The sequence below is a fragment of the Streptomyces sp. NPDC127119 genome (assembly GCF_042677425.1).
Taxonomy (GTDB): domain Bacteria; phylum Actinomycetota; class Actinomycetes; order Streptomycetales; family Streptomycetaceae; genus Streptomyces.
The window spans coordinates 1-21,435 of sequence record NZ_JBHXTO010000073.1 but is presented as its reverse complement, the minus strand read 5'-3'; the positions used below and the strand labels follow the sequence as shown (position 1 = coordinate 21,435).

The window sequence follows — 21,435 nt, the reverse complement described above, 5'->3', positions numbered from 1 at the left end:
CAGGGACGAACTACTCGCGGACGAGGACCTCTGTCCCGGGCGCGAACGCGTCGACGGCCGTCTGAAGGGCGTGCGGGTCGAGGCGCCAGAGGTTGACGGGGCGGCTGGCCAGGAAGAGCTCGTGGTCGACGTGGGGAGCGAGTTTCGTCGTCTGATCCGGGCTGAGTCCGGCGTTCTGGCCCGGCAGGGGCGGTGCTCCGGCTCGTCGCTGAACCCCGACGTAGGCCATCGACGGGCCGGACATGCGCTGCTCCCACAGGACGACCGCGGTGACGTCCGCCCACGGCACGAACGCGGTCTGCGCCTTGTACCGGGCCGGAGCACCGCCGAGCAGTACGCCCTCGCCGTCCACGCGGAAGGCGACGAGCGGCGTCCACCCGGCCCCCGCCAGCACCTGGATCAGGGAGCGGCCGAAGCGGGCCTCGTACACGGCGTCATGGGAATCAGGCATGGCCAGAGGCTATCGGGACGCTGTTCGTCCCGGCCCGGCCGTCTGGCCTGTGCGGCATGCGGCATGCAGCAGGCTCGGAGGCGTGATCGGCGGCCGGACCACCGCGCGGACGCGGTGCGGGCCCGGCACCCGGCACCCGGCACCCAGCGCCCAGTGCTTCAGGGTGGCGTCCTGGCTCTCGGCGGGTTCCGCCGCGGTGGTCGCCATTGGTCAGCGGCGCCGCAGCGCCGGGTCCAGCAGGGACGGCGGGGTGTCGTTCTTTTCGTCGGGCGCCAGGTCCGTGCCCGGAGGCACGATCGTGTCGATGGCGTCCAGTACGTCGGCGGGCAGCACCGTGTCCGCGGCGGTGAGCTGTGAGCGCAGGTGGTCCAGGGTCCGGGGGCCGATGAGTGCGCTTGTGACCGCGGGGTGCGCGGTCACGAAGCCGAGGGCCAGCTGGATCAGGGTCAGGCCGGCCTCGTCCGCTACCCGGGCCAGCCGCTCGACGGCGTCGAGTTTGGCCCGGTTGGACGGGACCGCGGTGTCGAAGCGTTGCGGCATGAACGCCGAGCGGTTGGTGGTGACCTCCCGGCCCTCCCGGATCGCCCCCGACAGCCAGCCCGAGGCCAGCGGGCTCCACGCCAGTACCCCGAGCCCGTACTCCTCGGTGACCGGCAGGACGTGCGTCTCGATCCCGCGCTGCAGGATCGAGTAGGCGGGCTGCTCGGTGACGTATCGGCCCAGGTGGTGCTCCCGGGCGGCCCACTGCGCCTGCACGACGCGGTACGCGGGGAAGGTCGAGGACCCGAAGTAGCGGATCTTGCCCGCGCGTTGCAGGTCGGTCAGGGCCGACAGGGTCTCCTCGTCGCTGGTGGCCGGGTCCCACCGGTGGACCTGGTAGAGGTCGACGTGGTCGACACCCAGGCGCCGCAGGCTGTCGTCCAGCGCGGTGACCAGCCAGCGCCGCGAACCGCCCCGGTGATTGCGTTCGTCGCCCATCGGCAGGTACGCCTTCGTGGCCAGCACGATGTCGTCGCGGCGGCCCGCGATGGCCTTGCCGACCAGTTCCTCGGACTCCCCGGCGCTGTAGGCGTCGGCGGTGTCGATGACGTTGACCCCGCCCTCAAGGGCGGCGTCGACGATCGCGGTGGCCTCCTCCTGGGTGGTGCGGCCGATCCTGCCGAAGTTCATCGCGCCGAGCGCGAGGGAGCTGACCTGCACACCGGTGCGGCCCAAGGCGCGGTACTGCATGGCTGTGTTCCTCCAGGTGGGGCGGCCCCGCAGCCACCTCGTCGATAAGCGGAGCGTCGTTCCGGTAAACATACGGAACACTGTTCCGCTTTGCAAGGGCAGTCATCCCGCCTCTGTCGATAGCGGCGCTACGGTTGAGGGGTATCGTCGATACGGTATCGGTGTTAGCGTTGCTCTTGTCGGGAAGCGAGCAGCGCTACCCGCCGAGACGAGGAGCACCGTCATGACCGAGCAGACAGGCCCCGGTACAGCTACTGGCACCACCCGCGTCGCCATCGTCACCGGCGGCTCCCGCGGCATCGGCCGGGAGACCGCCGAGCGCCTGGCCGCCGACGGATTCGCCGTCGTCGTCAACTACGCGGGCAACCGGACCGAGGCCGACAAGGCCGTCGGCACGATCACCGAGGCGGGCGGCAAGGCGTTCGCCTTCCGGGCCGACGTGGCCGACGAGAACGAGGTCGCGGCCCTCTTCGACGCCGCCGAGTCGACGTACGGCGGGATCGACGTCGTCGTGCACGCGGCCGGTGTCATGACCCTGGCCCCGGTCGTCGACCTCGACCTCGACGCGCTGGACCGCATGCACCGCACCAACATCCGCGGCACTTTCGTCGTCGACCAGCAGGCCGCGCGCCGGCTGCGCGAGGGCGGCGCGATCCTCAACTTCTCCACCAGCGTGCTGGCACTCGCCCTCCCCGGCTACGCGGGCTACGCGGCCACCAAGGGCGCCGTCGAGGCCATCACCCTGATCCTGGCCCGCGAACTGCGCGGCCGGGACGTCACCGTCAACGCCGTGGCCCCCGGCCCGACCGCCACCGCCCTGTTCCTGGACGGCAAGGACGACGAGACGATCGCGCGGATGGCCGCGCAGCCGCCGCTGGAGCGCCTGGGCACGCCCGGTGACATCGCCGGGGTCGTGTCCTTCCTGGCGGGCCCGGCCGGCCGCTGGGTCAACGGCCAGGTGGTCCGCGCCAACGGCGGCATCGCGTAACCCCACCCTCTTTCCTCCCCTCTCCCTCAGGAGTTCCGTCATGGGCAAGACGATCGTCATCACCGGGGCGGGTTCCGGTTTCGGCGCGCTCGCCGCGCGGGCGCTGGCCGACGCCGGGCACACGGTGTACGCGGCGATGCGCGACACGGCCGGGCGCAACGCCCACCGGGTCGCCGAGGCCGAGTCCTACGCCGCCGAGCACGAAGTCGACCTGCGTACCGTCGAGTTGGACGTCCTGTCGCAGGAGTCCGCGGACGCCGCCGTCGCCACGGTCCTGGCCGGGGCGGGCGCGCTGGACGTGGTCGTCCACAACGCGGGCCACATGGTGACCGGACCCGCCGAGGCCTTCACCCCCGCCGAACTGGCCGCGGTGTACGACACCAACGTGCTCGGCACCCAGCGCGTGAACCGGGCCGCACTCCCGCACCTGCGCGCCCAGGAGCACGGCCTGGTGCTCTGGGTCGGCTCGTCCTCGACCAGGGGTGGCACCCCGCCCTACCTCGCCCCGTACTTCGCCGCGAAGGCCGCGATGGACGCGCTCGCCGTGTCGTACGCCGGCGAGCTGGCCCGGTTCGGCATCGAGACGACGATCGTGGTGCCGGGCGCGTTCACGTCGGGTACGGAGCACTTCGCGACCGGCGGCCACCCGTCCGAGCGGACGGTGCTCCCGGCGTACGAGGAGCGGTACGCGGGCCTGATGGAACAGGTCGCCGAGCGCCTCGCCGCCCTCGAACCGGCCGGCACCTCCGCGTCCCTGGTGGCCGACGCGATCGTCGAGGTCGTCGGCGCCCCGCACGGCAAGCGGCCCTTCCGTGTCCACGTCGACCCCTCGAACGACGGCTCGGAGGAGGTCAGCGTGGTGGCGGACCGTATCCGCGCTGAGTTCCTGGCCCGCATCGGCCTGGCCGACCTGCTCACCCCGCAACCTCCGCACTCCCCGGCCTCCTCCCCGCGGCCCGCCGTATGACCTCGGATAGCGTCACGGCCGTGAGTACGAAAGCGCGCATTCTCGAAGTGGCGGCGGCCCTGGTCGCCCAGTCCCCCGACGGGGACGTGTCGACCAGGGCCGTGTGCGAGGGGGCCGGGGTCGGCGCCCCCGCCCTCTACCGCCACTTCGGGGACAAGGAGGGCCTTCTGTCGGCGGTCGTCGACCACGGCTGGGACAAGTACCTCGCGACCAAGCGGGACCGGCCGCCCGGTACGGACCCGATCGAGGATCTGCGGGACGGCTGGACCACCCACGTCGAGTTCGCGCGGTCGAACCCGAACCTGTTCCGGCTGATGCACTCGCCCGCGATGCGTACGCCCCCGGCGGCGGCGCTGGAAGCCCACCGCATCCTCACCGCCGACCTGCAACGGGCCGCGGCGCAGGGCAAGTTGTGCCTGGCGCCCGAGCTGGCGGCTCAGATGATCATGTCGGCGAACGTCGGCGTGGCTCTGATGCTGGTCTCGCGCCCGGCGACGTTCACCGACGAGTCGGTGTCGCGCCGGGTCCGGGACGCGGTCCACGCGACGGTGTTCACGCCGGACGTGACGGGGGCGACGGGGGTGACCGCGAGGGGAGCGGCCGAACCGACCGAGCCCCACGTCCCCTCCACGGCCGCCCACCTGAACGCCCTCCTCCAGCAGACCCCGCCCCCGGCCCTCACCCGGGCCGAGGGCGCGCTGCTCACGGAGTGGCTGGACCGCCTGTCGAACGGGTCGGCCTGAGCCGGCGGGTCAGTCGCTGAGATCGACCCGTACGGTCAGCAGGTTCGACCCGACGAGGCGGACCGCCGCGCTGTTCATGCGCGGCAGGGACTTCAGACGGGCGCGGGGGTCGTCGCCCGGCAGCAGGTGGGCGGTGCCGTGGTGCCAGCGCCCACCGACGCGGACGCGTACGCGCGGGTCGGCCTGGATGTTCCGCACGTACTGCGACTTCTCGCCGTACTCGGAGACGAACCAGAACGCCCGCCCGACCCGGCGCCCCCCGACCGGCGTGCGCCGGGGCAGTCCGGAGGTGCGGCCGGTGGTCTCCACGAGCGTGTGGAACGGCAGCCGGCGGGTGAGCGGGTTCGCCAGATACCGCTGAACCCGGGTGACCGCCCGAAACCGCAGATCACGCTCACGCGCCATGCGGCTGCCGCCCCTTCACGGCACCGAGCAGCGCCGAGAAGGCCCCGGGGGAGGCCCCGAGTATCGCTCCACGGGGGTCACCGCTCTCGGTGAGGTGAATGAGACGAATCGTTTTCGCGGGCGCGGCGGCAACATGGAGGCAGGCGTCGCCTTCTTGGCAGAGGGAGGACTTCTGCCAGGTGGCGGCGATGTGGAGGCAGGACTCGCCCTGTCCACAGTGGGAGGACTTCTGCCAGTCATCGGTAGACATAGGGCTCCTCTTCACAGGTCTTGTGCGATTGCGTGGATCAGGTCCCGGGACTTCTCGGGACTCAGGGCGACCGACTCCACGACGTCGAGCAGGTTCCGGTACTTCTCCAACAATGCTTCGGCGTCCAGCAGTACGGGACCGTGAAACTGGTCGAGTGACGCGGTGTCGAGCTGTGGGACGGGACCGCACATGTAGTTGATGGACTGGCCCGACCCTGGGAATGCCCCGACCTCGAAGGGGAGCACCCGCAGGGTGATGTGCTGCCGCTCGCTCATGTGCGGACCGGTGAGGGCGCCGACTCCTCACCGGCGTGACGCCTGAGCCGTCCGGTTCGGGAAACCGCCCTTCCGACAGGCCAGTTGGCCGGATGGGCCCGGCGGGCCCCGTCCGTGAAGCTCGTCCGTATGACGAAGTCCCTGCGAAAGTCCAAGCGGAACACCGCCCTCCGCACCGCCTCCGGCGTGGTCCTCGGGCTCACGCTGCTGCCCGTTGCCGCGACGGCCGCCACCGCCGTCCCAGCCGCGGCCGGAGGCCACGGCACCGAACCCCTCACCTGGGGCACCTGCCAAGGAACCGGCCTCGATCCCCGGCAGCGGTGCGCCACCGTCGACGTGCCCCTCGACCACTCCGATCCCGGAGGCGCGCGGATCGGGATCGCCGTGTCGCGGATTCCCGCCGAGAAGCCGGAGGCCCGGCGCGGCGTGCTGTTGATGATCGCCGGTGGTCCCGGCGGGGGCAGTCTCGACGAGGTTTCCGGGAAGGGGCAGCGGCTGCCTCAGGCCGTGCGGGACGCGTACGACCTGGTCGGGTTCGATCCGCGCGGCGTCGGGCGGTCCTCGCCCGTCGGTTGCGGGCTCGACCGGGCCGACCTCGCCCTCACCAAGTTCTGGCCCTGGCCCGCCGCCGACGGGTCCGTCGACGCGAACATGGCGACCGCCCGCCGCACGGCCGCCGCCTGCGACCGCAACGGCGGCGACCTCGTCCGCCACATCAGCACCGCGAACAACGCCCGCGACATCGACCGCGTCCGCGCGGCCCTCGGCGAGCGGAAACTGTCCGCGTGGGGCGTTTCGTACGGGGCCTACGCCGGCGCCGTCTACAACGAACTGTTCCCGCACCGCACCGACCGGCTCGTGCTGGACAGCAACCCGGACGCCACCGGAGCGCGCAGCGGCGGCCAGTTCGCCCGGGGCGCCTGGGCCGCGTTCGAGACCGGTGTCGAGGATGCGTTTCCGACCTTTGCCAAGTGGGCCTCGCGGGAAGGGAATCCGTACCGGCTCGCCGACAGCGCCGCCGGTGTGCGGTCCCTCTTCCTGCGGCTCGCCGAACGGCTCGATCGCGAGCCCGTCCCCTGGCCCGGGGCCAACCCCGCCGAGTTGAACGGCAATGTCCTGCGGCAGGCGATGGTCTACGCCCTGTACGAACCCGATGATTTTCCGGGGCTGGCCCAGTTGATCCTGGCCGCCCGGAAGGGGGAGGTCCCGGCCGCGCCCGAGCCCGCCCCCGAACCTCTCCTCCAGAACGGCATCGCCGTCGCCACCGCCACCTTCTGCAACGACGGGGACTGGCCGGCCGCGGCAGCCGTGTACGAGGCCGACGTCGCGCGCAGCCGCACGGCGTACCCGCTCACCGCCGGGATGCCCCGCAACGCCACCGCCTGCGCCGCCTGGCCCGAGGACGCGAAGGACCCCGAGCGGAAACCCGTACGGATCACCGGCCGCGGCCCGTCCACCGTGCTGCTCGTGCAGAACCAGCGCGACCCCGCGACCCCCCTCGCCGGCGCCCGCGCCGTCCGGGCCGCGCTGGGGCAGCGGGCCGTCATGGTGACCGTGGACGCGACCGGCCACGACGCCTACCTCGGCAACGGCAACGCCTGCGGAGACCGCGCCGTCACCCGCTACCTGGTCACCGGACACCGGCCCTCGGGGGACAAGTACTGCCGATAGAGGCAGGGTTCACGCGCGCCACTGCCGTCACATCTCCTATCCTCGCTGCGAAGGCGTCTGCGGCGATGCGGCGGCGATTCGGCGGGTGTCGGGGATAGAGGAAGTACGCATGGACGGGTTGAGCCCGGACGATCCGGGCTGGATAGGCAATTACCGACTGCTCGGCAGACTCGGCGAGGGCGGCATGGGGCGGGTGTACCTGGCCCGCTCCGACCGGGGTCGTACGGTCGCGGTCAAGGTCGTCCAGGAGCAACTGGCCCGCAAGCCCGACTTCAGGCGGCGCTTCGCCCAGGAGGTCAAGGCCGCCCAGCGGGTCGGCGGCGAGTGGACGGCTCCTGTCCTGGACGCCGACACGGAGGCGGCGACCCCATGGGTCGCCACCGGTTACGTCGCCGGGCCCTCCCTCGCCGAGGTGGTGGACAAGCAGTACGGGCCGCTGCCGGCGAACTCCGTACGGGCCCTGGGCATCGGACTCGTCCGCGCGCTCCAGGCCATCCACGGCGCCGGACTCGTGCACCGCGACCTCAAGCCGTCCAACGTTCTGGTGACGATCGACGGCCCCCGCGTCATCGACTTCGGCATCGCCCGCGCCCTCGACCCCGCCATGCAGTCCACCGACGGGCTGACGATGACGGGCGCCGTCGTCGGTTCGCCCGGCTTCATGTCGCCCGAGCAGGTGCGCGGCGAGCGCGTGACGTTCGCGAGCGACGTCTTCTGTCTCGGCGCCGTCCTCGCGTACACCGCGACGGGAAAGCTGCCGTTCGGCACCGGCGAGGGCGGGATCCACTCGCTGCTCTACCGGATCGCGAGCGAGGAACCGGACCTGACCGGCGTTCCCGCTCCGTGGGACCAGCTGATCGCCTGGTGCCTCGTGAAGGACCCCTCCCAACGGCCTTCGCTGGACACGCTGCTGGCGCGTATCGAAAGCATGGAGGACACCGGCGGCGCATGGCTGCCGGGTGAGGTGCTGGCCGAGCTGGGCCGGCACGCCGTGCAGCTCCTCAACAGCGAGGACCCGCAGAGTCCCCAGCGCCTGCAGAGCCACGCGCTCGCCGCGCACCCGCCGCCGGCCGGAGCCGCGCAGCACCCGGCGCCCGCCCCGATCCAGGGTTTCGGGCCGCCCGTCGCGTTCGACCCGGGCCACCCCCCGCCCCCCTGGCAGCAGAGCCCTCCGCCGGGCAGCCTCCACGCGGGCAGCCCCCCGCCCGGCAGCCTGCCGCCCTCGCCGCACTACTTCTCGCCGCGCCCGCCGGCCCGCTCGGCCCGTGGACTGGGCATCGGGCTGGCCGTCCTGCTCGGCTTCTACACCGTGCCCCTGCTGCTCAGGGGCGCCGTCCTGGGCGAGATCTACCTCCGGCTCGACGCGCAGGACGCAACGGCGTCCCCCGGTGTCATCCGGGACTACGGGACGCTGTCCTTCGCGACGGACGCGCTGGAGGCCCTCGAAGCGGTGCTCGGGCTGGCCCTGGTGATCCTGTGGCCGATCTGGTTCCAGCGCATGCGCAACAACGCCGACACCTTCGCGCCGGTACGCCTGCGCTTCGCGCCCGGCCTGGCCGCCGGGGCCTGGTTCATGCCGTTCGTCAACCTCTTCATGCCCAAGCAGATGACGAACGACATCTGGACGGCGACGGCGGGCCGGGCCCGGGGCGCCGGACGCTGGCTGATGAACACCTGGTGGTGGTGCTGGATCCTCTACCTCCTGGCCTACTCGAACAGCTTCTTCAGCAGCTGGTACAGCCACGACACCGTCTCCGGGGCCATGTCCGACATCGTCGACACGCAGGTCGCCGCCGGCGCCGGAGTCATCAGCGCGGTGGCGGCCGTCTTCTTCGTCAAGCGGCTCACCTCCATGCAGCAGAAGCGCATCGACGGGGCCCAGGGCGTCGGGACCGCCTGACCACTTGCCGCAGAAGGGGCCGGGCAGTCCCGGAGCCCGGCCCCCACCGGCCGATCAGCGCCCTACCGGCCCAGGAAGACCGGGTTCGTGAACGCCGCCAGCGCCCCCGGCAGCGGGCCCGCCGCCGCCTCGTGCCGCACCTCCGCGCGTACGTACGCCGCGTACTGGGCCGTCGTACGCCATTCCACCGTGCCGGAGCCCGCCACCGGCAGGACGGCGCTGGTGTGCAGGACGCCCTGGTCCGTGACGAAGCGGACCGTGCAGCGGGGTGCGCCCGACACCTCCAGGCGGACCGTGACCGGGTCGTCGCCGTCCACCTTCAACCGGCCGCCGATGCCCGCGTGTTCGCCCTTCGGGCCGGTCGCCGAGAACGACAGCGACACCGCCTTCGACTCGGCCACGTACGACCGGCCCGCGCGGATGCCCTCCTGGATCGCCTCGCGGGACAGTTCGTCGGCGAGGACGACGGTCTGCGGGGTGCCGACGGGGTCGGGATCGCGGTGGGCGTCGCTGTTGCCCATCGCCGGGATCCAGTCCCGGCTGCCCCGCCCCTCCCGTACGGAGGCCACGAGCATGCTGTCCCAGTCGGCGAGCGAGACCTCGTCGTCGGGCCCGTACGCGCCGTTCCACACCTCGACCGCGTCCGCCTCGCCGAAGCCGAACTTCCAGTTGCAGCCCACGCAGGTCGCGTGCGGATGGGCGGGGACGACCAGACCGCCCGCCTGCCGGATGCGGCGCGCGTACTTGCCGAAGCGGTTGTCGCGGGCCCGGTAGCGCCAGTCGACGAACGTGCCCGGGTCCGTGCCGAGCGCGACGACGTGACCGTTCCTCGTCGTGACCTCCTCGCCCAGCAGGATCAGCAGTTCGCCGTCCGGGTGGGGGCCCGCCTGGTCGGCCCAGTGGGCGTGCGCGGAGTGCGTGTTGTGGTCGGACGAGTTGATGAAGTCGAGGCCCGCCGCCCGCGCGAGCGCCGCGATCTCGGCCGGGGTGCGGCGGCCGTCCGAGTACCAGGAGTGCAGATGGCAGTCGCCCCGGTACCAGGCCCGGCCGCGCCCCTTGGCCCGCGACGGCGGGTACACCGGCTTCACCGTCCCGCCCGGTTCCCCGTACGTCAGCGTGATGGTGACCTCGTACGCGAGGCCCTGCGGAGCGACCGTGTAGGGGCCCAGCGCGATGTGCCAGGTGCCCTCGCGGACCGGGCCCGGGAGGTAACCCGGGGTCGCGTCGTCCGCGCGGATGAAGAACTCCGTGCGCGCACCGCCCGACCAGCCCCGGAAGCCCCGTCCGCCCAGCTCGGTGCCGTGCTGGTCGAAGATCCCGATGTCGAGCGCGTTGCCCGCGGTGCCCGTCGGTACGGTGGGCCGCTCGTAGGTGTACGCGACCTTGATCTCCCGTACGCCGGACGGGACTTCGACGGGCAGGTACACGAAGTCCGGCGAACCGGTGGGCAGGGTGCCGCGGACGGTCCGGGTCACGGGTTCGCCGGAACCGGAGGGACCGTCGGCCGCGTCGGCCGCCTCGCTCGGAAAGCTCACGCTTCCCAACGTAAGCGCGGCGGCGGCCCCCGTCACGAACAGGGCGCGTCTGCCGACGCCGTGGTGTTCGTCCTCGCACATGTCTGCTGCTCCCGGTTCTCGTGAGTCATGGGCGGTGCATGGGGTGCATGGCGGTGCAGGAGTGGTACCGGCAACCCTCGTATTCAGCCGTGAACTGCGGGGCAAGGGAAGGGGATCGGCAGCTTTCGGGCACGGACCACTCGTACGACACGGTGTGAACGCGCGCCCCTGTGAATGCCGACCGGTCGGTATCGACACTTGTGCCGCGGGCCGGTAGAGATGGGGCATGCGCATCTCCGTGACGATCTTCCTCACCGATGAGACGATCACTCCGACCCGGCTCGCCCGTGAGCTGGAACAACGCGGCTTCGCCGGGCTCTATCTGCCCGAACACACCCATATCCCCGTGGAACGGACCACCCCGTACCCGGTGGGCGGTGAACTGCCGCCCGAGTACGGCCGCACCCTCGACCCCTTCGTCGCCCTCGGCCAGGCGTCGGCCGTCACCGAGGCCCTCGCGCTCGGCACCGGCATCACGCTCGTCACCCAGCACGACCCGATCGACCTCGCCAAGCAGGTCGCGACCCTCGACCACCTCTCCGGGGGCCGCTTCACCCTGGGGATCGGCTTCGGCTGGAACGTCGAGGAAGCCGCCGACCACGGCGTCGAGTGGCGTACGCGGCGGGAGCTGGGCCGCGACCGGATGGCCCTGATGCGGGCGCTGTGGGCCTCCGAACCGACCGCGTACGAGGGTGCGTTCGGCTCCGTACGGGCCAGCCACGCCCACCCCAAGCCCGTGCAGAAGCCGCGCGGGCCGGTCGTCGGGCCGCGCACGCTCATCGGGGGAGCGGCCGGGCCCAAGCTCTTCGCGCACATCGCCGAGTACGCGGACGGCTGGCTGCCCATCGGCGGCCGGGGCCTCACCGAGTCGCTGCCGGTGCTGCGGACCGCCTGGGCCGAGGCGGGGCGTGCGGCCGACAGCCTCCAGGTCGTGCCGTACGCCGTACTGCCCGGCGCCGGAAAGCTCGCGCACTACGCGGCCCTCGGCATCGAGGAGGTCGTCCTGCAACTGCCGCCGGCCGGCGAGAGCGAGGTACTGCGCGTACTGGACGAGTTCGCGCCGTACTTGTAGGGAGGGCTTGGGCGAAGTCCTTGTAGGACGCCTGGGCAGCTCGCCCGCGTGGGCCGCCGCCGGTGTGTCGTTTGTGACGCGGCACACCGGTTATGCCTGATCACTGCGATCGTATGCTCGGAGGATGACGACTTCCGCGACCTCCGGAACCGGGCCCACCGAGAACGCCATGCGGCGCGCGCTCAAACGCGCCCGCGACGGCGTCGCCCTCGACGTCACCGAAGCCGCCGTGCTGCTCCAGGCGCGCGGCGCCGACCTGGACGACCTCACCGCGTCCGCCGCCCGGGTGCGTGACGCGGGCCTGGCGGCGGCGGGCCGCCCCGGCGTGATCACGTACTCGAAGAGCGTCTTCATCCCGCTGACCCGGCTGTGCCGGGACAAGTGCCACTACTGCACGTTCGTCACCGTCCCGGGCAAGCTGCGCCGGGCCGGGCACGGCATGTTCATGTCCCCGGACGAGGTGCTGGACATCGCCCGCAAGGGCGCCGCCGAGGGCTGCAAGGAAGCCCTGATCACCCTCGGCGACAAGCCCGAGGACCGCTGGCCCGAGGCCCGCGAATGGCTCGACGCGCACGGCTACGACGACACGATCGCGTACGTACGGGCCATCTCCATCCGCATCCTGGAGGAGACGGGCCTGCTGCCCCACCTCAACCCGGGTGTCATGTCGTGGACCGACTTCCAGCGGCTCAAGCCCGTCGCGCCGAGCATGGGCATGATGCTGGAGACGACTGCGACCCGCCTGTGGAGCGAGCCCGGCGGCCCCCACTACGGCTCGCCCGACAAGGAGCCCGCGGTCCGGCTGCGCGTCCTCGAAGACGCCGGCCGCTCGTCCGTCCCCTTCACCAGCGGGCTGCTGATCGGCATCGGCGAGACGTACGAGGAGCGCGCGGACTCCCTCTTCGCGCTGCGGCGGGTGGCACGGGCCTACCACGGCATCCAGGAACTGATCATCCAGAACTTCCGCGCCAAGCCGGACACGGCGATGCGCGGGATGCCCGACGCCGAACTGGACGAGCTGATCGCGACGGTCGCCGTGGCGCGGCACATCATGGGCCCCGCCGCCTGCCTCCAGGCACCGCCCAACCTCGTCGACTCCGAGTACGCGCGGCTCATCGGCGCCGGGATCGACGACTGGGGCGGGGTCTCGCCGCTGACCATCGACCACGTCAACCCCGAGCGCCCCTGGCCGCAGATCGACCTGCTGCGCGAGCAGTCCGCCGAGGCGGGCTTCACGCTCCGCGAACGCCTCTGCGTCTACCCGGAGTTCGTGCAGCGCGGCGAGCCGTGGCTGGACCCGCGCCTGCTCCCGCACGTACGGGCCCTCGCCGACCCGGAGACCGGGCTCGCCCTGCCGGACGCGGTCGTGGAGGGCCACCCGTGGCAGGAGCCCGAGGAGGCGTTCACCTCGTCGGGGCGTACGGATCTGCACGCGTCCATCGACACCGAGGGCCGCACCTCCGACCGGCGCGAGGACTACGACCACGTGTACGGCGACTGGGAGTCGCTGCGGGAGGCCGCGGCGCCCGGGATGGTCCCGTCACGCATCGACACGGACGTACGGGCCGCCCTCGCCACCGCGGCCGACGACCCGACCCGCCTCACCGACGACGAGGCACTCGCCCTCCTCCACGCGGACGGCCCGGCCCTCGACGCGCTCTGCCGGATCGCGGACGACGTCCGGAAGTCGGCGGTCGGCGACGACGTCACGTACATCGTCACGCGGAACATCAACTTCACCAACGTCTGCTACACCGGCTGCCGCTTCTGCGCCTTCGCCCAGCGCCGGACCGACGCCGACGCCTACACGCTCTCCCTCGACCAGGTCGCCGACCGGGCCGCGCAGGCCTGGGACGTCGGAGCGGTCGAGGTCTGCATGCAGGGCGGCATCCACCCCGACCTGCCGGGCACCGCGTACTTCGACATCGCGCGGGCGGTGAAGGAACGCGTCCCCGGCATGCACGTCCACGCCTTCTCACCCATGGAGGTCGTGAACGGAGCCACCCGTACGGGCATGTCCATCCGCGAGTGGCTGACGGCCGCCAAGGAGGCGGGCCTCGACTCCATCCCCGGCACCGCCGCCGAGATCCTCGACGACGAGGTCCGCTGGGTCCTCACCAAGGGCAAGCTCCCGACGGCGACCTGGATCGAGGTCGTCACCACGGCCCACGAACTCGGCATCCGCTCGTCCTCGACGATGATGTACGGGCATGTGGACCAGCCCCGCCACTGGCTCGGGCACTTCCGCACCCTCTCCCGGATCCAGCAACGGACCGGCGGCTTCACGGAGTTCGTGACCCTGCCCTTCATCCACACGAACGCGCCGGTGTATCTGGCGGGGATCGCCCGGCCCGGCCCGACCACCCGCGACAACCGCGCGGTGATCGCGATGGCCCGGCTCCTCCTGCACCCCCACATCCCCAACATCCAGACCAGTTGGGTGAAGCTGGGCACGGAGGGCGCGGCCGAGATGCTGCGCTCCGGTGCCAACGACGTCGGCGGGACGCTGATGGAGGAGACCATCTCCCGTATGGCGGGGTCGAGTTACGGCTCGTACAAGTCGGTGAAGGACCTGATCGCGGTGGCGGAGGCGGCGGGCCGCCCGGCGAAACCGCGGACCACGCTGTACGGGGAGGTGCCGGAGGAGCGGCAGCAGGCCGCGGCGATCTCCGACGGGCACCTGCCGGAGCTGCTGCCGGTCCTGGAGTAGCGAGGCCGGCCCACGGTGAGGGCGGGCCTCCGGTTCCGGAGGGAGTTCCTCGTCGGAGTAGGATGATCGGACCTCCGACGGGGTGTCTCCGACGGGGTGAGCCAGAGCTGAGGAGATGCGTGCCCGTGCCTGCCCGACGGCTTCCCTCGTGGGCCTGGGTCACCGGTCTGACCGCCGCCGCCCTGGTGCTGGTGGCCGTGCTGGCCGTCAAGGCCGGGGACGGGCCCCAGCCGACCGCGTCGGCGAGCAAGAAGACCAACAGCCCCTCCGCGAGTCCCAAGCCCTCCGCGTCGCCCGACGAGGCCGCGCCGGTCGCCGTACCGGACGGCTCCGGCACGGGACGGCGGATCGTCTACTCCCTCGCGCAGAAGCGGGTGTGGCTGGTCGACGCGAGCGACGCGCCCCGGCGCACGTTCAAGGTGTGGCAGGGGACGGTGAGCCCGGACCCCGGTACGTACACGGTCGGCACCCGGCGCGAGACCGGGACCGGCAGCGACGGCGTGGAGATCGAGAACATCGTCTACTTCGCCCTGGCGTCCGGCACCAACGTCGCCTTCTCCAACGCGCTCGACGGCTCCTCCCCGCCGCCGCCCGCGTCGGGCGCGACGACGGGCGGGGTCCGGATGAAGGCGGCGGACGGGGACGCGGTGTGGAAGTTCGGCACGGAGGGGACGACGGTCGCGGTCGTGAAGTAGTCCCGGGAGAGGCTCCGGAAGGGGATTCGGAAAGGGATCTGGAAGGGTTTCCGGAAGAGGTCCCGGGAGAGGTTTTCAGCCAGGTCCTGCGTCGGTCCACGCGTGCAGTTTGTCCGGGTTGACCACGAGCCACAGATCACGGACCCGGCCCGCGCGGACACCCACACCGACCACGGCGACGGTCGTCCCGGCGATCCGGACGACGACCCCCGGGGAGCCGTTGACGTCGTCCTCCACGGCATCGAGCCCCGGGTCCTTGCGCAGCAGCCCGAGCAGGAACCGGGCCACCTTGTCCGCGCCGACGACCGGCCGCAGCGCCGCGCGGACCTTGCCGCCGCCGTCGCTGCGCGCCTCGACCGCGGGGTCGAGAAGCGCGACCAGCGTGTCGAGATCGCCGGTCCCGCACGCGTCGAGGAACGCCGAGACGACCCGCCGGTGCTCGGTCGTCGTCGCGCCGACGGGCCGCCGCTCGGCGAGCCGCCGCCGGGCCGAGGAGGCGAGCCGGCGGCAGGCCGCGGGGGAGCGGCCGACCGTCTCGGCGATCTCGGCGAACGGCACCCCGAAGACGTCGTGCAGCACGAAGGCCACGCGCTCGGCGGGGGTGACCGAGTCCAGCACCACGAGCATGCCCATGCTCACCGACTCGTCGAGCGTGACGCGGTCGGCGGGATCGCCGCCGTCCGCGCCATCCCTGCCGCTCCCTCCGTACCCGCCGCCGCCCGCGCTGGTCCAGGTAGTGGCGCCGCCCCTGACGGGCTCGGGCAGCCACTCACCGGTGTAGCGCTCCCGGCGCACGCGCGCCGACGCCAGCTGGTCGAGGCAGATCCGCGAGGCGACCCGGGTCAGCCAGGCCAGCGGCGCGACGATCGCCTCCTGCTCGGCGTCGGACAGGGTGTACCAGCGGGCGTACGTCTCCTGGACGACGTCCTCGGCGTCCTGCACCGAGCCGAGCATCCGGTAGCCCAGCCCGAGCAGCCGCCGCCGCTCGGCCATGAGGTCCCCGAGGCCGGGGCCGGGGCCGGGACCGCTGCCACCGCTCACTCTCCCCGTACCTCCTTCTGCTCCTGCCCGACATGCTCGGCCAGCCACGCGTCGAAGGTCTGGCCGCCCCGGGGTCCGGCGGACCCGGTCGGCAGGTTGCCCCCCTCGACCATGGCAGTGCCCGCCCTGCCGGGCATCTTCACCGGCAGCAGCAGTCGGCGCCGCCCGCGGGCCCGCAGCAGCCGCCGTGTCATGTCGACCAGCTCCTCGACCCGCGGCCCGGCCAGCTCGGGCGCCATGCCCTGCGGCGGTCCGAGGACGAGTTCCACGAGATGCCGGGCGACCTCGCGGGCCGCCACCGGCTGCGTACGCATGCGGGGGACCACGGCGAGCGGCCCGGGGACCCGGTCCAGGACCTGGAGCGGGAACTCGTGGAACTGCGTGGCACGCAGCACGGTCCACGGAACGGTCCCGCCCCCGGCCCCGCCCTGCGCGACGACCTGCTCCTGCCGCAGCTTGCCCTGGTAGTAGCCGAGGCCGACGCGTTCGAGACCGACGATCGACAGGACGACGTGGTGCCGTACGCCTACCCGGGCGCCGGCGTCCAGCAGACGGCGTCCGGCGCTCTCGAAGAACGCGATCGCCGTTCTGGCGCGGGTGGTGTCCAGATTGCTGACGTCGACGACCGCCTCGACGCCCGCCATGGCGGTGCCGAGCCCCGCGCCGGTCACGAGGTCGACACCCCGTGACCTGGCCAGCACCACCGGCTCGTGCCCGGCGGCGGTCAGCTCCCGGACGACGTGTCCGCCGACGAGCCCGGTCCCACCGGCTACCGCGACGCGCATGACGCATCTCCCTCGGTCGTTACGGGCTTCACGGGCTTCACCGGTACGAGCAGGACGGCCGACGCGAGTACCAGGGCCGTCAGCAGGACGACGTTGAGGACCTGGTCACGCGTGCCGTACATCCCCAGATGCCGCATGTGATAGCTGAGGTGCAGCACGTTGAAGACGAGCCACACCGCGCCGGTCGTCTGCACGAGCCGGGTGTTCCGTACGGAACACAGCGCGATCGCCGTGAGCGCGGCCAGCGCGAGGAACATGGCCCCGGCGTCCTTGGCGAGGTGTTCGTTGTACGGGCCCAGCTGAGGCAGCCAGCTCATCCCGAACCCGGGAAAGCCCGCGTGCCACTCCTTCGGCGCGAAGTAGGCCCAGGCCCCGGTGTACAGCGCGGTCACGCCCAGGAAGCCGAGGGTGGCGTACCGGATTTTCGTGTTCATGCCTCTATGACGAGACAGCCCGCGAAAGTGTGAGGCGGGCCCTGTCCGGCCCGGTCGCTCAGGGCTCCGGCGGCCGGGGGGCGGGACCGTCGGTCAGGGCGATGTGGGCGGTGACGCGCTTGCCGGTGTCTTCGAGGCGGACGTAGAAGTCCTCGGCGACGGCCGCGACGATCTCCAGGCCGTGCCGGCCGATGCGCTGCGGGTCGGAGGCGTGGATGGTGGGCCGTACGGGGAGGCTGTCCTGCACGGTCACCTCCACCGTGGAGTCCGCGATGCGCAGTTCCATCAGCGCAGGTCCCGGGGCGTGCCTGCGTGCGTTGGTGACCAGTTCGCTGACGACCAGCTGGGTGAGGCCCAGGGCATGGTCGGAGACGATCACGTGCTGCTCGGTGCCCGCGCGGGCGAGGAATTCGGCCGTGAGACGGCGGGCCGCGGCGATGCACGAGGTGTCACCGCTCAGCTCCATGGCAGTGGATATGACAGGCGGGCCCGATCCGTTCTCACCGTCGACTGACTGCACGCCCTCGGCCCGCCTTCGCGTTCGCCCGTGGCGGCCCGGTTCCTGACACGGTCCGCTTCCTACGACTCTGGCAGTCGCGGGCCGACCGGTCGAGACGGCACGTCGTCCGCCGACTCCTGTTCAGCCAGAGCCGAGTTGATCCACACTGGGACCCGTACCCGACCCGGCGTGGCGAGGAGGCGGACCGGTGGCGCAGGCAGGGCCGTCGTGGCAGGAGCTGATCCAGCAGGGCAACCGCGCCGGATTCGTGGGACGGGACGCCGAACGGGCCGCGTTCCTCGCGAACTTCGACCTCCCCGTGACCGACACCCGGCAGCGCTTCCGCTTCCACGTGCACGGCACCGCGGGCGTCGGAAAGACCTTCCTGGTCCAGGAGTTGCGGCAGCTCGCACGCGAACGCGGGGCGCTGACCGCGTACATCGACGAGCGGGTCGGCAGCGTGCCGGAGGCGATGGCCGAGGTGGCCCGTCAGTTCGCCGACCAGGGAAGGCGGTTGAAGGAACTGGAGCGGCGGCTCGCCGTGTACCGGGACCGGCGGCACGAGGCGGAGGCCGCGGCGCTCGCCGCCCTGGCCCCGGAGCGGGCGCAGCAGCAGGGACAGCACGGGCAGCCGCAACCGCAGTCGGCGTCCGCCGGGAGCAGGACCGCCGTCGGGCTCGGCCTCGCGGCCGTGGAGGCCGCCGTACCGGGCGCCGGACTCTTCACGAGCGCCCTGCCCGCCGACCTGCTCGCCCAGGGCGCCGACCGGCTGCGCACCGGCCTCAGCGCCCGCTTCCGCAACCCCGACGACATCGAACTCGTCATGTCCCCGGAGAAGGTCCTCACCCCGGTCCTGCTCCGCGAACTGCGCGCGGCGGCCTCCGCCACCCCCTGGATCGTCCTGTTCCTCGACACGTACGAAAGGACCGGCCCGTTCCTCGACCCGTGGCTGTACGACCTGGTCACCCGCCAGGAAGCGGACAGCGGACTGCCCGCCACCGTCCTGGTGGTCACCGCGGGACAGCGCCCCCTCGACACCGCCCGCTGGAGCGGCCTCGGCTCCGTGGCGGACATGCCGCTGGCGCCGTTCACCGAGTCCGAGTCCCGCGGGCTCCTCGCCGGGAAGGGGGTCGTCGCCGAACCGGTCGTCAAGGAGGTGCTGCGCCTCACCGGCGGCCTGCCCGTCCTCGTGTCGACGCTCGCGGAGACCCGCCCCGGCGCCCCGGACGACGTGGGCGACCCGAGCGCCGGAGCCGTCAAACGCTTCCTGCAGTGGGAGCCCGACGACACCCGCCGCCAGGTCGCCCGCGTCTGCGCGCTGCCCCGGCAACTGGACGCGGACGTCTTCCGGGTCCTCGTCGGTCACCCCGACGACGGCATGGACGTGCCGGACGAACCGGACGAGCTGTACGACTGGCTGACCGGGCTGCCGTTCGTCGGCGAGCGCGGGACCCGCGTGCGCTACCACGACGTCGTACGGGCCCCGATGCTGCGGCTGGAGCGACGCCGCTCCCGGCGGGAGTGGGCCGGCCGCCACCGGCGCCTCGCGGAGACGTTCGCCCGCTGGCGGACCGAGGCCGAGGCCGGCCGTGAGAGCGGGACCGAGAACCTGTGGGCCGACGAGGAGTGGCGCGAACTGCGCCTGGAGGAGACCTACCACCTGCTCTGCGCCCGGCCGCCCGCGGCGCTCGGCGCGGCCCTGCGCACGCTGGTCGAGGCCTGCCGCGAGGACGCCGTCCTCGGCCGGGCCTGGGCGCGGATGCTGGAGGACGCGGGCCGCGACACCGACCACGCCGACCTCGCCGAGTGGGGCGTACGACTCGGTGCGGCGCTCGACGACGACACGGCCGGGATCGCCGGCGCGATGGCCCTGCTCCTGGCCCGCCCCGGCCCGGACCCGGCCGGCCGGGCCCTCGCGCACACCCTGCGGGGCCGGGAACTGCGCTACGGCGGCGAGCACCGCCGGGCCCTGGAGGAGTACGGCAGAGCCCTGGAACTGGACCCGCGGCTCGCCTGGGCGCACTACGGCCGCGGTTACACCCTCCAGCTGCTGGACGACTTCCCGGCGGCACTGGCCGCACTCGACCGGGCGGACGAACTGGCCCCCGGCACCGGATGGATCATCGCCGGGCGCGCCGAGACCTACCGGCTCGCCGGCCGCTTCGAGGAAGCCGTCGCCGACTTCGACCGCGCCGTCGCCCTCGTCCCCGCCGACGCCGATCCGCTGACCGGCCGGGCCGTGAGCCGGCACGCACTCGGGCGGTACGACGAGGCGCTCGCCGACTTCGACCGGGCGCTCGGCATCGAACCGGACAACGCGTGGGCGCTGGTGCGCAGGGCCCGGCTGCGCCGCACCAGGGGCGAACCGGCCGAGGCGTTCGCCGACCTCGACCGGGCGGTCCGGGTCGCCCCCGACGCGGCCTGGGTCGCCTCGGAACGCGGGGACGCCTACCGGCTCGCCGACCGCCCCGAGGAGGCCGTCACCGAACTGACCCGCGCGCTCGCTCTGCAGCCCGACTACGCGTCCGTCCTGGCGAGCCGCGGCGCGGCCCTGTCGGACCTGGGCCGTCACGAGGAGAGCCTGGCCGACTTCGCACGGGCCGTCGAACTGCGGCCCGACTACGCGTGGGCGCTGGTGATGACGGCCCGCGCGAAGAACGGACTCGGCGACCGGGCCGCCATGTTCACGTACCTGGAACGAGCCGTCGACACGGCCCCGGACATCGACTGGATCAGCCACGAACTGGCCGTGGAGTATCGCGACGAGGGCCGGTACGAGGAGGCGGTCGCGGTCTTCCGCCGCATCCTGGACGGCAGCCCGGACGACGAGACCGTACTGGCCTGCCTGAAGGGCCTGGGCGGCACGCACCTCCTCACGAGGCAGTACGAAGAGGCTTTCGTCCTCCTCTCCCGCGCCCTGACACTGAGCCCGGACGACGGCTGGACGTACGCCATGCGCGCGCGGGTCTGCCTGGCGACCGGCCGGACCGGACAGGCCCTCGCCGACCTGGACCGCTGCGCCACGCTGGAACCGGCGTCACAGGCGGCCTGGGCACGCCGCACGGCCATCGAACTCCTGACGCAGTGCGACCGCTGGGACGAGGCGACGGCGAGACTGTCGGCGGCGGAGGACGCGGGTGAGGCCGACGACCTCGACGACCTGCGCTGCGACGTCCACCGCCACGCGGGACAGTGGCCGCAGGCCCTGCGCACGGCCGAACGGCTCCGCGCGACGGCCCCGATCCCGGGCACCTTCGCACTCGCGATGACGGTGAGCCAGTCGGAGGGCCTGCGGGCAGCGGAACCGTTGTGGCGGGAACTGGCGGCCCTGGTGGCCTCCGACGCGGAACTGCCCGCCCCGGAGAGCAGCCTGGGCGACCTGGAACGCAGCCAGGCGCGCTGCTTCCTGGCCTGCGCGCTGTCGGACTGGCAGGCGGCACAGGAAGCCCTGACGGACTTCCTGACCCCCACCCCCGACTGGGACGACCTGGCGACCCTCACCCAGATCCTCAAGGACCTCCACACGTCCCCGGAGGCCGACGCCCCGCGCATGGAGCGGTTGCTGACAGAGACAACAAGGGCCGCCGAGAACATCAGATCCCACCAGGCCCCGTAAAGGACTCCCGTCGACTGCGGCCCCGGCGGGGGCTGGCCGTGGGGGGGGCGCCGCCCCGGCCGCACCGGGGCGGCGGCCGGCGGGGTT

18 protein-coding genes and 1 pseudogene are annotated in these 21,435 nt (G+C 72.7%); 9 read left to right on the top strand and 10 right to left on the bottom strand.

Features of this window, described 5'->3' with window-relative positions; translation table 11 throughout:
• Positions 1 to 10 precede the first annotated feature (10 nt).
• Both ACFVH5_RS26795 and ACFVH5_RS26790 read right to left on the bottom strand, forming a co-directional pair.
• Positions 11 to 451, bottom strand: coding sequence for a hypothetical protein (locus ACFVH5_RS26795; RefSeq protein WP_385836309.1), 441 nt, complete (start codon positions 449 to 451; stop codon positions 11 to 13).
• Between the two features lie 210 nt (positions 452 to 661).
• A complete protein-coding gene (locus tag ACFVH5_RS26790; RefSeq protein ID WP_385836308.1) occupies positions 662 to 1,681 on the bottom strand; it encodes an aldo/keto reductase in 1,020 nt (339 codons plus the stop codon).
• A gap of 223 nt (positions 1,682 to 1,904) precedes the next feature.
• Between ACFVH5_RS26790 and ACFVH5_RS26785 the strand changes: the two genes are divergently transcribed.
• From ACFVH5_RS26785 to ACFVH5_RS26775, 3 genes are read left to right on the top strand one after another with little or no spacing between them, the layout of a single operon-like run.
• Positions 1,905 to 2,669, top strand: a complete 765-nt coding sequence (locus tag ACFVH5_RS26785) for an SDR family oxidoreductase (protein ID WP_385836307.1) — start codon at positions 1,905 to 1,907, stop codon at positions 2,667 to 2,669.
• Between the two features lie 40 nt (positions 2,670 to 2,709).
• Complete coding sequence (locus tag ACFVH5_RS26780) at positions 2,710 to 3,636, top strand: SDR family NAD(P)-dependent oxidoreductase (RefSeq protein WP_385836306.1); 927 nt, start codon at positions 2,710 to 2,712, stop codon at positions 3,634 to 3,636.
• Positions 3,633 to 4,379 (top strand): TetR/AcrR family transcriptional regulator, encoded by a 747-nt coding sequence (locus ACFVH5_RS26775; protein ID WP_385836305.1) that lies wholly within the window; start codon positions 3,633 to 3,635, stop codon positions 4,377 to 4,379. The genes ACFVH5_RS26780 and ACFVH5_RS26775 overlap by 4 nt, the downstream gene beginning before the upstream one ends.
• A gap of 9 nt (positions 4,380 to 4,388) precedes the next feature.
• On the opposite strand, the gene ACFVH5_RS26770 is transcribed toward ACFVH5_RS26775, so the two are convergent.
• The 3 genes and pseudogenes from ACFVH5_RS26770 to ACFVH5_RS26760 all read right to left on the bottom strand — a co-directional run.
• Positions 4,389 to 4,784 carry a nitroreductase/quinone reductase family protein gene (locus tag ACFVH5_RS26770; protein ID WP_385836304.1) on the bottom strand — a complete coding sequence of 132 codons (396 nt, stop codon included), beginning with the start codon at positions 4,782 to 4,784 and terminating at the stop codon, positions 4,389 to 4,391.
• Positions 4,774 to 5,034, bottom strand: a complete 261-nt coding sequence (locus ACFVH5_RS26765) for a DUF397 domain-containing protein (protein WP_385836303.1) — start codon at positions 5,032 to 5,034, stop codon at positions 4,774 to 4,776. The genes ACFVH5_RS26770 and ACFVH5_RS26765 overlap by 11 nt, the downstream gene beginning before the upstream one ends.
• A gap of 11 nt (positions 5,035 to 5,045) precedes the next feature.
• Positions 5,046 to 5,309 (bottom strand): annotated as a pseudogene (locus ACFVH5_RS26760) (Scr1 family TA system antitoxin-like transcriptional regulator); the annotation flags it as partial.
• A gap of 129 nt (positions 5,310 to 5,438) precedes the next feature.
• Here ACFVH5_RS26760 and ACFVH5_RS26755 point away from each other — a divergent pair.
• Positions 5,439 to 6,980: an alpha/beta hydrolase gene (locus ACFVH5_RS26755; protein WP_385836302.1), complete on the top strand. Its 1,542-nt coding sequence runs from the start codon at positions 5,439 to 5,441 to the stop codon at positions 6,978 to 6,980.
• Between the two features lie 109 nt (positions 6,981 to 7,089).
• Positions 7,090 to 8,880, top strand: coding sequence for a DUF4328 domain-containing protein (locus tag ACFVH5_RS26750; protein ID WP_385836301.1), 1,791 nt, complete (start codon positions 7,090 to 7,092; stop codon positions 8,878 to 8,880).
• 62 nt (positions 8,881 to 8,942) lie between these two features.
• Here the strand turns inward: ACFVH5_RS26750 and ACFVH5_RS26745 are convergent, their stop codons facing one another.
• A complete protein-coding gene (locus ACFVH5_RS26745; RefSeq protein ID WP_385836300.1) occupies positions 8,943 to 10,496 on the bottom strand; it encodes a CehA/McbA family metallohydrolase in 1,554 nt (517 codons plus the stop codon).
• A gap of 226 nt (positions 10,497 to 10,722) precedes the next feature.
• On the opposite strand from ACFVH5_RS26745, the gene ACFVH5_RS26740 reads away from it, so the two are divergent.
• The 3 genes from ACFVH5_RS26740 to ACFVH5_RS26730 all read left to right on the top strand — a co-directional run bounded on the left by ACFVH5_RS26740 (position 10,723) and on the right by ACFVH5_RS26730 (position 14,973).
• Positions 10,723 to 11,568 (top strand): TIGR03619 family F420-dependent LLM class oxidoreductase, encoded by an 846-nt coding sequence (locus ACFVH5_RS26740; protein WP_385836299.1) that lies wholly within the window; start codon positions 10,723 to 10,725, stop codon positions 11,566 to 11,568.
• Positions 11,569 to 11,692: 124 nt separating this feature from the next.
• Positions 11,693 to 14,278, top strand: a complete 2,586-nt coding sequence (locus ACFVH5_RS26735; protein ID WP_385836298.1) for a bifunctional FO biosynthesis protein CofGH — start codon at positions 11,693 to 11,695, stop codon at positions 14,276 to 14,278.
• A 119-nt stretch (positions 14,279 to 14,397) separates the two neighbouring features.
• Positions 14,398 to 14,973: a hypothetical protein gene (locus ACFVH5_RS26730; RefSeq protein WP_385836297.1), complete on the top strand. Its 576-nt coding sequence runs from the start codon at positions 14,398 to 14,400 to the stop codon at positions 14,971 to 14,973.
• A gap of 75 nt (positions 14,974 to 15,048) precedes the next feature.
• On the opposite strand, the gene sigJ is transcribed toward ACFVH5_RS26730, so the two are convergent.
• The 4 genes from sigJ to ACFVH5_RS26710 are packed head-to-tail and all read right to left on the bottom strand — an operon-like array spanning position 15,049 to position 17,699.
• Positions 15,049 to 15,966, bottom strand: coding sequence for an RNA polymerase sigma factor SigJ (sigJ, locus tag ACFVH5_RS26725; protein WP_385836327.1), 918 nt, complete (start codon positions 15,964 to 15,966; stop codon positions 15,049 to 15,051).
• Between the two features lie 44 nt (positions 15,967 to 16,010).
• Positions 16,011 to 16,799, bottom strand: coding sequence for an SDR family oxidoreductase (locus ACFVH5_RS26720; protein WP_385836296.1), 789 nt, complete (start codon positions 16,797 to 16,799; stop codon positions 16,011 to 16,013).
• On the bottom strand, positions 16,784 to 17,233 hold the full coding sequence (locus ACFVH5_RS26715) for a hypothetical protein (protein ID WP_385836295.1): 450 nt from the start codon (positions 17,231 to 17,233) through the stop codon (positions 16,784 to 16,786). The genes ACFVH5_RS26720 and ACFVH5_RS26715 overlap by 16 nt, the downstream gene beginning before the upstream one ends.
• A gap of 58 nt (positions 17,234 to 17,291) precedes the next feature.
• The gene (locus ACFVH5_RS26710) at positions 17,292 to 17,699 is read right to left on the bottom strand and encodes an ATP-binding protein (RefSeq protein WP_385836294.1); all 408 of its coding nucleotides are present in this window, start codon (positions 17,697 to 17,699) and stop codon (positions 17,292 to 17,294) included.
• Between the two features lie 241 nt (positions 17,700 to 17,940).
• Here ACFVH5_RS26710 and ACFVH5_RS26705 point away from each other — a divergent pair, with 241 nt between their 5' ends.
• Positions 17,941 to 21,348: a BREX system ATP-binding domain-containing protein gene (locus ACFVH5_RS26705; RefSeq protein ID WP_385836293.1), complete on the top strand. Its 3,408-nt coding sequence runs from the start codon at positions 17,941 to 17,943 to the stop codon at positions 21,346 to 21,348.
• Positions 21,349 to 21,435: the final 87 nt, after the last annotated feature.

Excerpts from the sequence above, each read along its gene's own strand:
- ACFVH5_RS26790 (WP_385836308.1), bottom strand. The coding sequence starts at position 1,681 with ATGCAGTACCGCGCCTTGGGCCGCACCGGTGTGCAGGTCAGCTCCCTC.
- ACFVH5_RS26745 (WP_385836300.1), bottom strand. The coding sequence starts at position 10,496 with ATGTGCGAGGACGAACACCACGGCGTCGGCAGACGCGCCCTGTTCGTG.
- ACFVH5_RS26785 (WP_385836307.1), top strand. The coding sequence starts at position 1,905 with ATGACCGAGCAGACAGGCCCCGGTACAGCTACTGGCACCACCCGCGTC.
- ACFVH5_RS26750 (WP_385836301.1), top strand. The coding sequence starts at position 7,090 with ATGGACGGGTTGAGCCCGGACGATCCGGGCTGGATAGGCAATTACCGA.
- ACFVH5_RS26735 (WP_385836298.1), top strand. The coding sequence starts at position 11,693 with ATGACGACTTCCGCGACCTCCGGAACCGGGCCCACCGAGAACGCCATG.
- sigJ (WP_385836327.1), bottom strand. The coding sequence starts at position 15,966 with ATGGCCGAGCGGCGGCGGCTGCTCGGGCTGGGCTACCGGATGCTCGGC.
- ACFVH5_RS26765 (WP_385836303.1), bottom strand. The coding sequence starts at position 5,034 with ATGTCTACCGATGACTGGCAGAAGTCCTCCCACTGTGGACAGGGCGAG.
- ACFVH5_RS26755 (WP_385836302.1), top strand. The coding sequence starts at position 5,439 with ATGACGAAGTCCCTGCGAAAGTCCAAGCGGAACACCGCCCTCCGCACC.
- ACFVH5_RS26710 (WP_385836294.1), bottom strand. The coding sequence starts at position 17,699 with ATGGAGCTGAGCGGTGACACCTCGTGCATCGCCGCGGCCCGCCGTCTC.
- ACFVH5_RS26770 (WP_385836304.1), bottom strand. The coding sequence starts at position 4,784 with ATGGCGCGTGAGCGTGATCTGCGGTTTCGGGCGGTCACCCGGGTTCAG.
- ACFVH5_RS26740 (WP_385836299.1), top strand. The coding sequence starts at position 10,723 with ATGCGCATCTCCGTGACGATCTTCCTCACCGATGAGACGATCACTCCG.
- ACFVH5_RS26795 (WP_385836309.1), bottom strand. The coding sequence starts at position 451 with ATGCCTGATTCCCATGACGCCGTGTACGAGGCCCGCTTCGGCCGCTCC.
- ACFVH5_RS26780 (WP_385836306.1), top strand. The coding sequence starts at position 2,710 with ATGGGCAAGACGATCGTCATCACCGGGGCGGGTTCCGGTTTCGGCGCG.
- ACFVH5_RS26775 (WP_385836305.1), top strand. The coding sequence starts at position 3,633 with ATGACCTCGGATAGCGTCACGGCCGTGAGTACGAAAGCGCGCATTCTC.
- ACFVH5_RS26720 (WP_385836296.1), bottom strand. The coding sequence starts at position 16,799 with ATGCGCGTCGCGGTAGCCGGTGGGACCGGGCTCGTCGGCGGACACGTC.
- ACFVH5_RS26715 (WP_385836295.1), bottom strand. The coding sequence starts at position 17,233 with ATGAACACGAAAATCCGGTACGCCACCCTCGGCTTCCTGGGCGTGACC.